Origin of the sequence: Petrotoga sibirica DSM 13575, assembly GCF_002924625.1 — a bacterium.
GTDB classification, from domain to species: domain Bacteria; phylum Thermotogota; class Thermotogae; order Petrotogales; family Petrotogaceae; genus Petrotoga; species Petrotoga sibirica.
This window is the reverse complement of record NZ_JAHC01000036.1, coordinates 1-16085: the sequence shown is the minus strand read 5'-3', so window position 1 is coordinate 16085 and position 16085 is coordinate 1. Positions and strand designations below refer to the sequence as shown.

Below are 16085 nucleotides of genomic sequence, written 5' to 3'. Positions count from 1 at the left end.
CTCCCCTTCGCCCAGCAGCCCGCCCATCTAAGGAAGGAACCTGCAGTACCCTTCGCCCCGCTCCCCACGCATAAGGAAAAAGTTTTTTGTTCTTTTTCCTAGCGGCCCACCCATTGGATAAAGGAGCTTTGTTCTTTTGCCCGCTACCCACACATAGGAAAACAAAATGAAATCGTTAGAATTATAGCATATTTTCGAATTTTGCTTCTAAACCGTTGAAAAAAATTTATTAGAAGTATGGTAAAATAAAATATACGGTATTACAAATTACAGAGTATTGGAGGTAGCTTAAATGAAGGTGCTATTTCTAAACCCTCAAGGAAACTTTGACAAAAATGATTCTCATTTAACTGAGCATCCGGATTTTGGAGGTCAATTGATCTACGTTAAAGAAGTATCAAAAGAACTGGCTAATTTTAACGTTTCTGTGGATATAGTTACTAGACAGATAATTGATCCTGACTGGCCAGAGTTTTCTAAAAAATTGGATTATTTCGATACAAATAAAAATCCAACTATTGTGAGAATACCTTTTGGTGGCGAAAAATTTTTAAATAAAGAACAATTATGGCCTTATTTAAATGAATACGTTGATAATATTATTTCATTTTATAAAGACCAAAAGATAGATTTCATAACCACTCATTACGCAGATGGAGGTTATTCTGGAGTTCTTTTAAAATCAAAGTTGGGTTTGAATTTTTCGTTTACGGGGCATTCTTTAGGTGCCCAAAAAATGGATAAATTGAACGTTTTTCATGAGAATTTCGAAGATCTCGATAAAGAGTATCATTTTTCGCAAAGAATAATGGCTGAAAGGTTGTCCATGAAGTATGCTTCGAAAATTATTGTCTCTACCTCAATGGAAAGATACGAGCAGTATTCTCATCCTTTGTATGCCGATGTTTCTGAAGTTGAAAACGACCGTAAATACAAAGTGATTCCTCCAGGAGTTAACACTGAGATATTTAACGATGATTTGACTGATCTCGATCAAGAGACTGTTGCTCAAATTGAAAAAAAATTAAACAAGCAGCAAAAACCTTTTATCATCCTTTCCAGCCGTTTAGATGTTAAAAAGAACCACCTTTCTGTTGTGAAAGCTTACGCAAATTCAAAGGTTCTTCAAGATACCGCAAATCTAGGTATATTTTTAAGAGGCATTCCTGATCCTTTCACTGATATACACAAATTGTCGGAAAAAGAAAGATCTATTTTATCCCCGATTTTGGAAGAAATTGAAAAAGCAGATATAAAAGATAAGGTATATTTTTTTGATTTAAAGTCTCAAAAAGCGTTAGCTACAGCTTACAAATTTTTTTCAAAATTGAAATCGGTCTTTGTTTTGCCTTCTTTTTATGAACCCTTTGGTTTAGCACCTATAGAAGCAGGCGCTTGTGGCCTTGCTATTGTTGCAACAAAGAACGGTGGTCCAAGTGAAATATTTTCAGATGGGTCAGGTGTGTTAATTGATCCTGAAGACACGGAAGATATCCTTGACGGTCTAATAAAAGGTTTGAATAATTATGATTATTATTCAAAAAAGGTCAAAAAAAGAGTTTTAGAAAATTATACTTGGAAAAGCACTGCTAGAGGATATTTAGAGGTTATTGAGGAAGGAATCAAACTTCCCAAAGAAAGCATAGAAAAAGTGCCTTCTTTAGACGCTAAAGAAATTATAATTGATTATTTGAGAAATAAAAAAAATTAAAATTATGGTATAATTTTGATGATAGAAGAAAAGAGTGCCCATTTTAAGGTTGGTGTGGTGAATGCTGCTTTCTTTGTCTATAAAAAATTTTGGTCTTTTTAAAAGCGCTAACGTGGATTTTAATGATAATTTCTGCGTTATCACTGGTGAGTCAGGAACAGGAAAATCAATGTTTCTAAATGCTTTAAATCTTTTTTTAATTGGAAACATTCCTCAAAATCTGAAGAACTCTGAAGGTTCTGTCTCAGCTTATTTTACTGTTAATGAGTTTATAAAAGATATGTTGAGGGAACATGTCCCTTTTGATGGTGATGATTTGATTTTATCTGTAAATTTCACCCCTAAAAAGACTCTTTTCAGAATTAACGATACAATAGTTCCTAAAAACTTCGTTCAAGACATTTCGAAGTATCTGTTAGAAATACATTCTCAAGAATCTAACATTGCTTTGAGAGACGAGAATTATCAGAACTCTTTGATCTTTAAGATTTTGAGAGATAAATTCCCCGAGTATTTTTCTGATTACGATATAGGATACCAAGAATACTTGAACTTGAAAAGAAAGTTAGAAAACCTTCCAACCAATAAAACTGAAATCTTTAGAAATATAGATATTTTAAACTACCAGATCCAGGAAATAGAAGAAGCGAACCTTCAACCTAATGAAGATGATGAACTTTCGGATCGCTTCAAAACTCTAAACAATATAGAAGAAATCAGAGAACGATTGATAGAGTCTTTAAACATACTAAAAGATAGAGATGAACAAAGTATTGATGAGGAAATTGGTTATATAATTTACAATTTGTCCAAGTTAGACGATTTTGGATTCAAGGAAGAACATTCTTTTGCTTTAACTATCCAAGAACAGATAGATGAATTATACACACTTTTAGAAAATAAATTATCTGAATTAGACAGCGATCCAGAAGAATTGGAAAGAGTTAGCATCAGACTGAACAAAATCATCGAGCTGAAAAGAAAATATGGTCCATCCCTTGATGATGTTTTAGAAAATCTTAACAAGTTCAAAATTCAAAAAAGTGAGTTAGAAGAAATCAAAAACGATTTTCATGAATTGGAACCAAGGTTGTATAAATTAAGAGACGAATTATTGGGCCTCAGTGATAAAATAATAGAGAAGGTTAATCCCTTTCTAAAAGATTTAAAATTACACATTGAAAATAATCTCAAGGATTTAAATATGGAGAACAGTAAGATAGATTGGAAGATAGAGAAGCTAAAAGAGCCAAGAAAAGATGCCGCACATAAGATTACTTTCTTATTAAAAACAAATCCAAAAAGTGATTTTATGCCTTTAGCCGAAATAGCTTCCGGTGGTGAATTATCTAGAATAATATTAGCCGTTGAGGTTGTGCTGGGAAAACATCATGCAATAGATACGATGGTTTTTGATGAGATCGATTCCGGAGTTGGCCCAAGAATGGCTGATGTTGTAGGAAATAAGCTCAATGAATTATCAAAAGACAAACAAATTATTGTAATTACTCATATGCCGCAAGTTGCAAATTTTGCCACTGAACATTTTAAAATTGTAAAAACGTTGAACGAAGATACTACTTCAACGATTGTAAAATTATCTGAAAATGAAAGATTAGAAGAAATAAAAGAAATGTACGGAAACATTGTTTATTGAAAAGGATGTGCAAAAGATGTACAGTCGTGAAGATCTGATAAAAAAGATAGTAGATGAAAAAGGGCTTCAAGCTATACCTAATTTAATAGAGCTATTAGATGACGAAGATTACGAAGTTCGAGAATTAGCAAGAGATGCATTGAGTGTTATGGCACCGGAAGGAAAAGAATACCTATTACAAGAATTCAAAAGGAGGTTCAATCTCAACCTTCAAGACGATACAGTTTTGTTGTATCTGGCTGAACTTTTGTCTGACTTGAACTGTCATGAAATAGTGGAAAATCTTAAGATGATGTTCAATAAATTTTCCGATGAGAGAGCTTTCCCTTTGATCTTAGAGAATTTATTAAAGATTACAAAAGATGAATCTTATCTAGACATATTGAAAACTTATATCGATAGCGACGAAGGCGAAATAGAAGAAATAAGTGTAATGGCCATTACCGAGTTACCAAGCAGAAAAACTTTAGATATACTTTTAGAAAAATATTATAAAACTACCAACAATTCTTTAAAAGTACTTATATTAGATTCTATAACAAAAATCTTGTCTAAGAACTTTGATTTAGTTCCATACCTACAAGAACGTGACCCTGAAATATCTGAAAAACTGCAATGGCATCTCAAGGGTTCTTGATTTTTAACTGAAAATTTGATATAATATAAACGTATCCCAGTAAAAAGAATTCCCCCCGAACGGGGTCAAGGAATAAAGTATGGGGACGATTGGGTTCGACGGGAATAGGTTGAAGTCGGGAAGCGAGTCGAGGAGCCTGAAACCTCGTAAAAAACGAAAAAATTTGAAATGCCGAAGAACCAGAATTAGCATTAGCTGCTGCGTAGACGGCGGCTCGTCTCTCCTCAAGTTTTCTTGGAACCTTACTTGAGGAATGAGGCGTCAGAAAAAGGTTCCACTTCTAAAATCTCTTACCCGGATTTTAGAAGTATCAATGGGTAATAGGAAGTTGTGACTCGGTCCGCAAAGTCACAATTTCCGAAAACTGATTGCGGACTGCGCTCGGAGAAGCCGACTTCACCTATTTTCGGACGCGGGTTCGATTCCCGCCGTCTCCACCATTTTTTAGGATGTAAGCTAAATATTTCACATACATACTATATACAATATACAGGGGTGGGGAGCAGTCACGGTACTGCTACCCCTTTTTTTCTATGCAGGATGATGGACACAGTGGCGATCAAACGAGTTTTAGAATATTTAAATTCCATATATACTAAAGTCGACACTTTAGAAATATAAAGATTTTCAAAAATAAGATTTTGTTTTTAAATGGGTTACAGGGTGATAAGTATTTTTAAATCTGCTTTCAAAGTTTTTAAAGACACTAAATCTAAAAAATTGAGGAGGATAATTAAGTGTTTTGGATAAGAGATAAAGAGAATCAAAAACCATTCATAAAAGAAGATGAAATATTTAACCTTTTGGAAGAAACAAAATCCCCAAGTAAATTAAAAGTCAGAGATATTATTCAAAAATCTTTATCAAAAGAAAGGTTGAATCCAGACGAAGTAGCAACACTTTTAAACGTTGAAGATGATGATACGTTAGAAGAGATTTTTGAAGGAGCAAGAACATTAAAAAGAAATGTATATGGGAATAGAATTGTCTTTTTTGCTCCTCTTTATATTGGAAACAAATGTATAAACAATTGTGAGTACTGTGGTTTTAGATCAAGCAACACGGAAATTTATAGAAACTCTCTTAGTTTTGAACAATTAGAGAAAGAGGTGAAAGTGCTTGAAGACAAAGGCCATAAAAGATTAATATTAGTTTATGGCGAACATCCTGATTACGATGCAGATTTCATAGCCAAAACCGTTGAAACGGTATACAAAACAAAAAATAGAAATGGAGAAATCAGAAGGGTTAATATAAATGCTGCTCCACAGACAATTAATGATTACAAAAAAATAAAAGAAGTTGGAATAGGAACATTTCAAATTTTTCAAGAAACTTATCATTTTGATACTTACAAGAAAGTTCATCCAAAAGGGCCTAAATCTAGTTATATATGGAGGTTATATGGATTAGACAGAGCTGTAGTTGCTGGGATTGACGATGTTGGGATCGGTGCTTTATTTGGACTTTACGATTATAAATTCGAGGTCATGGGCCTTTTATACCATACAATACATCTTGAAGAACGCTTTGGATTTGGTCCTCATACAATCTCATTTCCACGAATAGAACCAGCTCTAAACACCCCTTTATCTGAGCAACCTCCATACCTTGTGAATGATAATGAGTTCAAAAAGATAGTGGCAATTTTAAGATTAGCTGTACCCTACACGGGATTAATTTTAACTGCCAGAGAACCTTCCCATATAAGAAACGAAGTTTTAAAGTTAGGAGTTTCACAAATCGATGCTGGTTCTAATATTGGAATTGGAGCATATTCAACAGAAGATCAACAAGCTTATAAGAAAAGTCAATTCACCTTGGGTGACCAAAGGAGTTTAGACGCTGTAATAAACGAATTAGCAATCGAAGGTTATCTTCCTTCATTTTGTACCGCATGCTATCGTATGGGGAGAACTGGCGAGCACTTCATGGAGTTCGCAATACCTGGATTTGTGAAGAGGTTTTGCACTCCCAACGCCATTTTAACTCTTTTAGAGTATGCCCAGGATTATGCCCCAGAAAATACTAGGATATCTATCGAAAAGAGGATCGAAGAAGAGTTAAAGGTTATGAAAGAAGGTCCTTTAAAAGAGAAATTATTAGAAAGAATGGATCTTGTTAAGGCCGGAAGAAGAGATCTATACTTTTAATGCAAAGGGATGTATTATATGAAATTACAAAACGAAGAAATTTTAAAAAGATTACAGAGCAAAGCCCCACATTCCACCTCTCAATGGGATGATTATTCTAATTTTTCTGAAAAAGTTCAAAATATCGTGAATTATTTTATATCTAATGAAACCATAGAAAAAGAACACATTATACAAATCTTGTCTTTAAAAAAAGAAGATAAAGATCGAGATGATCTTTTCAATGTAGCAAATCTGATCAGAAAAACGTATACAGGAGACTATATAAACATAAAAGGAGTTATCGAGTTTTCAAATTATTGTAAGAAAAACTGTTACTATTGTGGATTGAGAGCTAAAAATCCATCTGTACAAAGGTATCGGATGAGTCCCAAAGAAATAATAGAAGTTGCAAATCAAGCAGCGATACTTGGTTTAGATACGATTATTCTTCAAAGTGGTGAAGACGATAGATACACAGATGATGATTTAATCTACATCATAAGAGAAATAAGAAAAAACACAAGTTTACCCGTATCTTTATCAATTGGTGAAAGAAGTTTTTCATCATATAGAAAATTTAGAAAAGCAGGCGCAGTAAGGGTACTTCTAAAACACGAAACCATTAACAAAAATATTTTTAAAAATATCCATCCTGAAAAGAGCTATGATAATAGAATAGAACTATTAAGGTATATGAATAGTCTAGGTTACGTGACTGGTTCGGGGAATATTATAGGTTTACCTGGACAAACATTAGAAGATATAGCTGATGATATTCTTTTTATGAGAAATGAAAATATTAGGATGATAGGTATGGGGCCATTTATCCCCACAGAAAACACACCGTTAAAAAATCATCCTCGTGGGAGTGGTGAATTAACTTTAAACGCCTACTGTGCCACAAGATTTTGCGTGCCAAGAGCACAAATGCCTACTACTACTGCATTAGGAACGATTTCTCCCGATTTGCAATACCAAGGTTTTTTTGCGGGGTGCAACGTTATTATGGTTAACATTACTCCAGAAGTGTATAGAAAAAATTACAACATCTACGATAATAAGATAAAAGTAGAGTTTTATGAGACATATGAAAAAATCAAACAATTAGGCTTCTCACCTTCCAAAATAACCCAAAAACGAATGGAGGATAGAAAGAATGCCAGCAACATCAGGTTATAGAACTTACATAGCTATCGCTGGAAGAAGAAACGTTGGAAAATCCTCTTTGATAAACGCAATAGTTAATCAAGAAATAGCTCTTGTTTCTAACGTTGCTGGGACAACTACCGATCCAGTATATAAAAGTATGGAATTACAACCTATAGGCCCCGTTACTTTAATTGATACCCCGGGTATTGACGATGAGGGTGAACTTGGGGAAAAAAGAATTGAAAGGGCTAAAAGAGCTTTTTACAAAGCTGATATTGGAGTTTTAGTAGTTGATTCTGAACCCAACGGGTTTGAACACTCTATTTGCGATCTCTTTGAAAAGATGAATATCCCATTCATAATCGTATTGAATAAAATAGATCAACTTAACAACGTATCTAATTTAAAACAATTATATATTAATTCTTTTGGAAGACCTGTTTTAGAAGTTTCTTGCAAAGAAAAAATCAATATAGAAAGAGTAAAAGAAGCTTTGGCTGAGTTAAAACCAAAGGAAGAAGAAATTCCTTTGCTTCCACAATTTATTAAAAGCAACGATATCGTCTTACTTGTCGTCCCGGTGGACACAGGAGCACCAAAAGGTCGATTGATAATGCCTCAGGTAGCAACTATAAGAGAAGCAATAGATAGAAAGGCTTTTCCAATTGTGACTTCTGTTGAAGGAATAAGCGAAATAATTAGTAAGTTGAAAGAAAAACCTAAGTTGGTTATCACCGATTCTCAAGCAATTGGGAGGGTTTCTGAATTAGTCCCTGAGGATATAAATTTAACTACATTTTCAATATTAGAGGCACATCATAAAGGGGATATCAGTATCTTAACTAAGGATATAGACGTAATTAATAATTTAGAAAATGGCGATACCATTCTTATAATGGAAGGTTGTTCTCATCGTCCGTTAAACGAAGATATTGGAAGAGTCAAAATTCCAAAATGGCTCGAAAAATATACCGAAAAATCTTTGAATTTTAAGTTTATTGCAGGTAAAGAATTCCCCGACATAGAAGATGTAAAGAACGTAAAATTAGTCGTACATTGTGGTGGATGTACTCTTACAAGAAGAATGATGCTAAGAAGAATAAATTCAATCAATAGGTTGGGAGTTCCTGTCGTTAATTACGGGGTGCTAATATCTTTTCTCCACGGATCCTTAAATAGAACTTTAGAACCTCTTTCATTATAAACAATTTTTATTGAGGCTCCTGATTTTAGTTTAGGGAGCCTTTCTTTTTTCCTTAAACACTTGATTTTTCACGGTTTTATAAAAGAACTGTAATGAAATTTAGCTTTTTTGTATAAAGAAGAGAGTATTATAATATTTGTAAGCCACCAATTTAAAGGTTAAGAGAAGAAAGGCGGCGAAATAGTATGTACAAGGAAAATCAAAGTGTTTACCGTGAAGATGATTATCTCAAATTCAAATACTCTTCTCAAATTGATTTTATTAGATCTCTAAAAAATGCTAACGACGAGGAAAGTATTAGAAAGTTAGCGTTAGCGAAAGAAGACTATTTTTTTAATAATAAGAAAAGTACAAAACGTTAGAATGGAAAAAGATATTATAATCGAAATTAAAGATCTATCAGTATATATCAACAATCAAAAACTATTGAATAACATTAATTTAGAAATATCAAAAAATGAAATCCTTTTAATTTATGGACCTAGAAATGCTGGGAAATCTTTGTTAGCAAGGTCTATTGTTGCGTTGAATGAAGAACTCTTCAAAGGTATTAAAACCTCCGGACAAATTTTATTTTTAGATGAGGATATTAATAGTATAGAAAAAAGATATTTGCGATCCGAGATCGCTTATTCAGAGCCTACTTTTGTAGAAAATATCAATTTTTTAACTTTAAGTGAAGTTTTTAACCTTGCTTTAGGAATAAAGCCTTCTGAAATATCTCAAGAACAATTCTTGCTTCTTGAAAAACTCAATATTGCACATATTTTTTCTAATCATTCGTCCTTAAAAAGTTATGAGGATTTTGATAACTGGACCATTGGAGATAAGATTTCTTTTATAATTTTTCTAAGTTTAGCTAGAAATCCACAAGTGTTTATATTTGATTCTATTCTAGACCATTTGGACGATTTCATGCACAAAGATATTAAAGATTTTCTTTTTGATATAAAAGAGGATCGGTCATTGATTATTTCCACAAGAAATCTCTCTTTGTTTTCTGATATCGCTGAAAAAATTGTTTTTTTGAATAAAGGTGAGATTGTTTACAAAGGAAGCATTGAGAATTTCATATTAAATTTTCCCAGTTAGTTAGCTCTTAATTCTCATTAGTATAGATTACAACCTCATTTTTTGCAATTTCAACGTTGAAATTTCCAAAATCGTAGTTCTGTTGAGGTTCGTAAGAAGGTAAATCTAAAAACATATTGTATACATTTCCTTCTTTAAATATCCCTCCAGCAAATTCAATCCTATAACTTTCTAATTTGAAGGTTTTTAACTGAATGTATTCATCTGTAACCAAGATAGATAAAGGAGATCTTTCAAAGTCTCGATTTATATTTTTTTTACCCAAAGTGACAAATTGACCTGAACTAGAAATCAAGTAAACCGTATTATCTTTTTCGTAAGCAAAAACGATTTCTCCGTCGATATGGAATGTCTTACTTTTCTCTTCGATATCACCATAATCACAATAAAATCGGGACTTCGTAACGACAGGTTCTCCTTTTTTTGGCAACCAAACGGATAATGGCTCTCCGTAAAAGAAAACTCCGCTTTCAATTTCAAATACTTTATCTATCTTAGTTTCAACTTTTTCATATATCTGTTGTTTTTTCAGATCCAATGTATACTTTTCACCTTCATAATTAGTTAAGTCTATTTCTGTTTTTTTCAATCCATCCGTTAATGTAATTTTTGAAGGTGGTACCTGGATAGTAATTGGGGTCTTAATTTTGAGATTGTTTAAAGTAACTTCTTTGCTGTATCCTGTAATCTCTAGTTCTATCCATTTTGAAGGTACTCTCGTAATTACTTCACCAATAGGAGGAGAAAATTGATGCTCAAAAATAAAACCATTGACATCTAGAACTATATTCATATTTTTATCCCAACTTAGAAATGCAGATGTTTTGGTTCCATTATCTGTAACAATATGAGAGTTTTCTGCTATAACAAAAACGCTTCTAGGAAGTTCATTAAGTATTTCATGAAACACACTATCCAACTTTTCCAACGATGTTGAAAGGGTTTTATTGCTATAATTTATATAGAATAGATCGTTAATATAATCTATTTTCATAATTTGAGAGTTTTCACCAGGCGGAATGGAGATATCAGCATATTTGTAAAGATTCAATAAAACCTCAGAGAAATATTTAGAGGGCCCATTGTACACTAATCCAATTTCCACTTTTGCTAAGGTTAAATTACTAATCAAAATAAAGCAGAGTAAAAATACAACCCTTGTGGGGGTGCTGATGCAGGAGCCGAAGCTCTTTTCTTTGCTTCTAAAATTTCTTCTATTTTTTCTACTTCCCATACATCTGTACCTACCTTTACCAATGCGCCAACTATATTTCTAACCATTCTTTTTAAAAAAGACTTACCCTCAACTCTTATTAAAATTAGATCTTTTCGTAACTGTATTATTCTCACCCTATAAATTGTTCTTATGGGATTCCTTTCATCGTTACCCGTTTTAAAGCTTGTAAAGTCATGTTCTCCTTCAAAATATTTCGCTGCTTGCCTCATCTTTTCTAAATTTAACGTGAGTGGGACCCACCAAACCCTGTTTCTTAAAAATATATTGGGATCTTCATTTATATAAATAAAATAGTGATATATTCTTTTTTTTGCTTCAGCCCTTGGATTAAACCCTTCTTTTACTTCTTTTACTTCTTTTACATATATATCTTCCGGTAAAATAGCATTTAAAGCATCTTTAATATTTTTTTCAGTCATATTTTCATTTTCTACTTTAAAAGAAACAACTTGACCCGTAGCATGTACCCCCGTATCTGTTCTTCCACACGCATAAGATGGAGTTTCTTTTTTAAAAATAATCTTTAACGATTTTTCAAACTCATCTTGGACGGTACGAAAGGCTGGCTGACTTTGATAACCAAAAAAGTTTGTACCATCATACATCACCTTTGCTGCGACCCATTTCACGAAAATTCCTCCTAATACGTCTTCTGCAGTAATGGTGCCTCTAAAATTTTGAATACTATTTCAGATTCATATTTTTTTAATAGATCTATGTTTTTTTTATAAATTCCTTCATAGATTTTTATCAAATACAAATTAACAAGTTTTGTAGTCCTTTGGGCTATCAATCCTTTAATATCAAAAGGGACATTTTCCACTGTCTTTTCGAGCCAGGAACTAAAATTATTATTTATATCGTTTTCTAAAATCAAATCGTTGAAAGAAGAAATTACCCTCCTTAAACCAACATATTTAGAAACTAGATCAACATAATCACCATGAATTTCTCTAACGTTATTGGAAATCTCATCACAATAATTCAACTTAAGGTATTTCCCTTTTCGTTCGCTTATATTTAAATATCTTCTTATACCAGATAAATCGTTATTATCTTCTTCTACCAAAAAATAACCAACGAAATGATCAGTACTTTTACTCAAAATTGAAGGTGGAAGTGTGCTGTTAATTTTTATAGTACTGCTATCCAAGTAAGAGATATCTTTAATTTCTACAAAATTACCTTTATCTGAAAACAAAACGTTATGAAACTGCATTTTCACTCACCTTTATTTGAAATATTATCAAACATTTACAATTTCTGAAACTGCCTGTTCAGCATCCTTTATTAATTTACTGGATTCGTTTTCTGAAGAACCTTTTACCATGATATAAAATTTTATTTTTGGTTCTGTTCCTGAAGGTCTTGCTATTATTTTAATGTTTGAATATCTCAATTCTACTACATCAGATCTTGGAAATCCTTCTATCCCGTTAAGATAATCTAAAGTTTCCTTCAAAGTAAAATCACCAACTTTTATAGGAGGGGTTTTTCTCATTTTGTTCATTATTCTTCTGATTTTTTGAGTTCCTTCAAACCCTTCAAAAGTGAATGAAAGAAGCTTTTCATCATAGTGGCCGTATCTTTCTTTCAGATCCTTCAAATATTCAGTGAGTGTTTTCATCTTGGAGAGCATTTCTGAACTCATAACAGAAATTAATGCCGCAGCAATTACGGCATCTTTATCCCTTACATGATCATTCGCTAAATATCCATAACTTTCCTCAAATCCAAATATAAATTTCCTTCCACTGTTCATATAATTTTCAATTTTTTCTCCTATATATTTGAATCCTGTTAATGTTTCTTCGATTATTACATTGAACTCTTCAGCAATGGGTTTAACCATATCTGTAGTAACTATTGTCTTAACAATATAATCGTCAGGTTTCAAGGAAGAAAATTCACTGAATTTACTCAATAAATAATGAGACAACATCACTCCAACTTGATTTCCAGTAAAAGATACATAATCGCCTTTGTACTTTTCAAACACACCTATTCTATCACCATCTGGATCTGTTGCCAAAACAAGATCAGCATCTATTTCTTTTGCTTTCTTCAAAGCCAATTCAAATGCTTCTTTTTCTTCAGGATTAGGAACCTTTAGGGTTGAAAAGGAAGGGTCGATTTTCGATTGTTCTTCAACTAAACTATATTCAAAACCTAACCTTTTCAAAATGCCCTCAACTAGTTTCAAAGCTGCTCCATACAATGGAGTATAGACTATTATGGGCTTTTTATCCATTTTCGGATTTAATGATCTAATATACGCCTCAATTTCATCTAAATAATCGTTGAAAATAGATTCATTGAGTATATTTATTTTCTCTGAATTAACAGCTTCTTCGAAGCCAGTTATTTTAATATCTTTGAAATAATCTAACTTTTCAATTTCCGAAGTAATTTCATTTGCATATTTGGGAACCGCCTGAGTACCGTCGGATGTGTAAACTTTGTAACCGTTGTATTCCGGTGGATTATGACTCGCAGTTATGATTATCCCACCATCAGTTTTTAATTTTCTAACAGCGAAGGAAAGTAGCGGTGTGGGGGCTACTTGATCGAAAATATATACATTTACATGGTTTCCTGCCAACACTCGAGCTGCCACCTTAGCAAATAAGTCCGAGGTTCTTCTTGTATCGTAAGCAATAACAACACTAGGAAAATCTTTATGCTTTTTCAAATAATTTGCAAATCCTTGAGTGGCTCGAGCCACAGTGTAAACATTCATTCTGTTGGTTCCAACACCCATTATTCCCCTTAAACCGCCGGTTCCAAACTCTAAATCTTTATAAAATCGATCAACAATCTCTTTTTCATTATCCTTTAAACGGAGCAGTTCTTCTTTAAAATCGTCTGCTACATTTTCAAGCCACTGCTGATATCTTTTATAAGCTACTTCTTTGACATCCTCCATCTCACTTCCTACCTCCATTTTTAGAATTTTTTCATCTAAAAAATTATACCATATTTTTTTCTTTTTATTAAAACAAAAATGCCGCGTAAAATATACGCGGCAATTTTTAGGGCGGGACTTGGGCAGAGAAAAATATTATTCTAAAAAAAGGAAGGGGGCGATACCTACTCTCACACGTCTTAGCGTACTACCATCGGCACGATACGGCTTAACCGTCAGGTTCGGTATGGTTCTGGGTGTTTCCCGCATCGTTATCTTCACCCCCTATTACTCATTCACAAGTGCATAGAGTTTCGTCCAAAGCCTCGGGCTATTAGTACCGCTCGGCTCAATACTTCTCAGTACTTACACCTGCGGCCTATCTACGTCTTCTTCTCAGACTGCCCTTACCTCCTATGAGTGGGAAGCCTATTGTTTGGGCCCGTTTCCCGCTTAGATGCTTTCAGCGGTTATCGGTTATATGTGTAGCTACTCAGCTCCTGCTATTTGCATAACAGCTGATTCACCAGGGACATACTCACTCCGGTCCTCTCGTACTAGGAGCAACCCCCTTCAAGCTTCCTACCCCCGCAGCAGATAGGGACCGAACTGTCTTACGACGTTCTGAACCCAGCTCACGTACCGCTTTAATGGGCGAACAGCCCAACCCTTGGGACCGGCTTCAGCCCCAGGTTGCGATGAGCCGACATCGAGGTGCCAATCCACGCCGTCGATGTGAACTCTCGGGCGTGATTAGTCTGTTATCCCCGGGGTAACTTTTATCCGTTGATCGACGGCCCTTCCTCTCAGAACCGCCGGGTCACTAAGTCCAGGTTTCCCTCCTGTTCGACTCGTCAGTCTCTCAGTTAGGCAGGCTTTTGCCTTTGCACTCTTCAGTGGATTCCCAACCCACTTGAGCCTACCTTCGAACACCTCCGTTACCTTTTAGGAGGCAACCGCCCCAGTTAAACTGCCCTCCTAACACTGTCCAGGTCAAGCTCTTCACTTTCTCCCGTTAGTAACCCATCGTTGTAAGGGCGGTATCCCACTGCCGGCTCCAGCTGCCCTGGCGAGCAGCTTTCTTCGCCTCCCGCCTATCCTGTACATACAACGATAAGTTACAATGTCAGGTTACAGTAAAACTCCACGGGGTCTTTCCGTCTAGCTGCGGGTCCTCGGCGTCTTCACCGAGCTTGTAATTTCACCGGATCCTCCGTTAAGACAGCTCCCTAATCGTTACGCCATTCATGCAGGTCGGAACTTACCCGACAAGGAATTTCGCTACCTTAGGACCGTTATAGTTACGGCCGCCGTTTACCGGGGCTTCAGTTCGGAGCTCTCACCCCTCCCCTTAACCTTCCGGCACTGGGCAGGCGTCAGTCCCTATACTTCCACTTCCGTGTTCGCAGAGACCTGTGTTTTTGGTAAACAGTCGCTAGGGACTTGTCACTGCGGCTCTATTAGCATGATTACTCATCCTAATAGTCCACCCCTTCTCCCGAAGTTACGGGGCCTTTTTGCCTAGTTCCTTAACGAAGGTTATTCCGCTCCCCTTTGCCTTCTCAGCTCGTCTACCTGTGTCGGTTTCCAGAACGGGCGGTAAAAGGTTCAACACTACACGAGGCTTTTCTCGACAGTGTGATTATCTACCGTTGGCCTTGCGGCCTCCCCATCACGACTCCTCCTCCACCGGCGGATTTCCCTACCAGCTTCTTCGGCATCGTCGCTTGGAAGATTCGCAACCCTATCTCGGTAGCTTTACCTCCTGTGTCCCCCCTTGCAGCTCCTCTTTTACCGGTACGGGATTCTTTACCCGTTTTCCATCGGCTACCCCTTTCGGGTTCACCTTAGGTCCCGACTTACCCTGGGCGGACGACCCTTCCCCAGGTACCCTTAGACTTTAGGGGTGGGAGATTCTCACTCCCATTTCGTTACTCATGCCTGCATTCTCTCTTGTGCTTCGTCCACATAACCTTTCAGTTATGCTTCTCCCTTGCACATCGCTCCCCTACCTATAGCCTTTCGGCTATACCGTAGCTTCGGTGCGCGGCTTTAGCTCCGTTACATTTTCGGCGCAGTCCTCTTCTACCGGTGAGCTGTTACGCACTCTTTTAAGGATGGCTGCTTCTAAGCCAACCTCCCGGCTGTCTCAAGAGGTCCACTTCCTTTCACACTTAGCCGCTTCTTCGGAACCTTAGCTGTCGGTCTGGGCTCTTTCCCTCTCGACCATGAAGCTTATTCCCCATAGTCTTTCTCCCTGGCATCCATATATGACATACGGTATATGAACGGATTAAGAGGTCTAACACTCTACTACATTCAGTGCTCTACCTCCATAACCCTTTTCCAGAGACAGAG

Annotated in this window: 12 protein-coding genes, 2 rRNA genes and 1 other RNA gene; 9 read left to right on the top strand and 6 right to left on the bottom strand. The window is 35.5% G+C overall.

Annotated elements, in window-relative coordinates; all coding sequences use genetic code 11:
- Window positions 1-292: 292 nt before the first annotated feature.
- From AA80_RS09345 to AA80_RS09310, 9 genes are all read left to right on the top strand, one after another.
- A complete protein-coding gene (locus AA80_RS09345; RefSeq protein ID WP_103066754.1) occupies window positions 293-1711 on the top strand; it encodes a glycosyltransferase in 1419 nt (472 codons plus the stop codon).
- A 61-nt stretch (window positions 1712-1772) separates the two neighbouring features.
- A complete protein-coding gene (locus AA80_RS09340) occupies window positions 1773-3368 on the top strand; it encodes a DNA repair protein RecN (RefSeq protein WP_103066753.1) in 1596 nt (531 codons plus the stop codon).
- Window positions 3369-3384: 16 nt separating this feature from the next.
- Window positions 3385-4005 carry a HEAT repeat domain-containing protein gene (locus AA80_RS09335; protein ID WP_103066752.1) on the top strand — a complete coding sequence of 207 codons (621 nt, stop codon included), beginning with the start codon at window positions 3385-3387 and terminating at the stop codon, window positions 4003-4005.
- A gap of 81 nt (window positions 4006-4086) precedes the next feature.
- Window positions 4087-4445, top strand: a transfer-messenger RNA (tmRNA) gene (gene ssrA / locus AA80_RS09330).
- 297 nt (window positions 4446-4742) lie between these two features.
- Window positions 4743-6158, top strand: a complete 1416-nt coding sequence (gene hydG, locus AA80_RS09325; protein ID WP_103066751.1) for a [FeFe] hydrogenase H-cluster radical SAM maturase HydG — start codon at window positions 4743-4745, stop codon at window positions 6156-6158.
- A gap of 18 nt (window positions 6159-6176) precedes the next feature.
- On the top strand, window positions 6177-7319 hold the full coding sequence (hydE, locus tag AA80_RS09320) for a [FeFe] hydrogenase H-cluster radical SAM maturase HydE (protein WP_103066750.1): 1143 nt from the start codon (window positions 6177-6179) through the stop codon (window positions 7317-7319).
- Window positions 7297-8493 carry a [FeFe] hydrogenase H-cluster maturation GTPase HydF gene (gene hydF, locus AA80_RS09315; RefSeq protein ID WP_103066749.1) on the top strand — a complete coding sequence of 399 codons (1197 nt, stop codon included), beginning with the start codon at window positions 7297-7299 and terminating at the stop codon, window positions 8491-8493. Before hydE ends, hydF begins: the two co-directional genes overlap by 23 nt.
- Window positions 8494-8678: 185 nt before the next feature.
- Complete coding sequence (locus tag AA80_RS10100; protein ID WP_166667820.1) at window positions 8679-8855, top strand: hypothetical protein; 177 nt, start codon at window positions 8679-8681, stop codon at window positions 8853-8855.
- A gap of 1 nt (window position 8856) precedes the next feature.
- Window positions 8857-9585: an ATP-binding cassette domain-containing protein gene (locus tag AA80_RS09310; RefSeq protein ID WP_103066748.1), complete on the top strand. Its 729-nt coding sequence runs from the start codon at window positions 8857-8859 to the stop codon at window positions 9583-9585.
- 7 nt (window positions 9586-9592) lie between these two features.
- Here the strand turns inward: AA80_RS09310 and AA80_RS09305 are convergent, their stop codons facing one another.
- From AA80_RS09305 to AA80_RS09280, 6 genes are all read right to left on the bottom strand, one after another.
- Window positions 9593-10636 carry a hypothetical protein gene (locus AA80_RS09305; RefSeq protein ID WP_134080075.1) on the bottom strand — a complete coding sequence of 348 codons (1044 nt, stop codon included), beginning with the start codon at window positions 10634-10636 and terminating at the stop codon, window positions 9593-9595.
- Window positions 10637-10713: 77 nt separating this feature from the next.
- A complete protein-coding gene (gene truA / locus AA80_RS09300; RefSeq protein WP_103066746.1) occupies window positions 10714-11451 on the bottom strand; it encodes a tRNA pseudouridine(38-40) synthase TruA in 738 nt (245 codons plus the stop codon).
- 11 nt (window positions 11452-11462) lie between these two features.
- Complete coding sequence (locus AA80_RS09295; RefSeq protein ID WP_103066745.1) at window positions 11463-12041, bottom strand: hypothetical protein; 579 nt, start codon at window positions 12039-12041, stop codon at window positions 11463-11465.
- 27 nt (window positions 12042-12068) lie between these two features.
- Window positions 12069-13748 carry a phospho-sugar mutase gene (locus tag AA80_RS09290; RefSeq protein WP_103066744.1) on the bottom strand — a complete coding sequence of 560 codons (1680 nt, stop codon included), beginning with the start codon at window positions 13746-13748 and terminating at the stop codon, window positions 12069-12071.
- Between the two features lie 152 nt (window positions 13749-13900).
- A 5S ribosomal RNA gene (rrf, locus tag AA80_RS09285) occupies window positions 13901-14013 on the bottom strand.
- Window positions 14014-14040: 27 nt separating this feature from the next.
- Window positions 14041-16085, bottom strand: a 23S ribosomal RNA gene (locus AA80_RS09280); the annotation flags it as partial.

What these genes read in the sequence shown, in the direction of transcription:
- AA80_RS09345 (WP_103066754.1), top strand. Translation starts at nt 293, where the DNA reads ATGAAGGTGCTATTTCTAAACCCTCAAGGAAACTTTGACAAAAATGAT.
- AA80_RS09340 (WP_103066753.1), top strand. Translation starts at nt 1,773, where the DNA reads ATGCTGCTTTCTTTGTCTATAAAAAATTTTGGTCTTTTTAAAAGCGCT.
- AA80_RS09335 (WP_103066752.1), top strand. Translation starts at nt 3,385, where the DNA reads ATGTACAGTCGTGAAGATCTGATAAAAAAGATAGTAGATGAAAAAGGG.
- hydE (WP_103066750.1), top strand. Translation starts at nt 6,177, where the DNA reads ATGAAATTACAAAACGAAGAAATTTTAAAAAGATTACAGAGCAAAGCC.
- hydF (WP_103066749.1), top strand. Translation starts at nt 7,297, where the DNA reads ATGCCAGCAACATCAGGTTATAGAACTTACATAGCTATCGCTGGAAGA.
- AA80_RS10100 (WP_166667820.1), top strand. Translation starts at nt 8,679, where the DNA reads ATGTACAAGGAAAATCAAAGTGTTTACCGTGAAGATGATTATCTCAAA.
- AA80_RS09310 (WP_103066748.1), top strand. Translation starts at nt 8,857, where the DNA reads ATGGAAAAAGATATTATAATCGAAATTAAAGATCTATCAGTATATATC.
- AA80_RS09295 (WP_103066745.1), bottom strand. Translation starts at nt 12,041, where the DNA reads ATGCAGTTTCATAACGTTTTGTTTTCAGATAAAGGTAATTTTGTAGAA.
- AA80_RS09290 (WP_103066744.1), bottom strand. Translation starts at nt 13,748, where the DNA reads ATGGAGGATGTCAAAGAAGTAGCTTATAAAAGATATCAGCAGTGGCTT.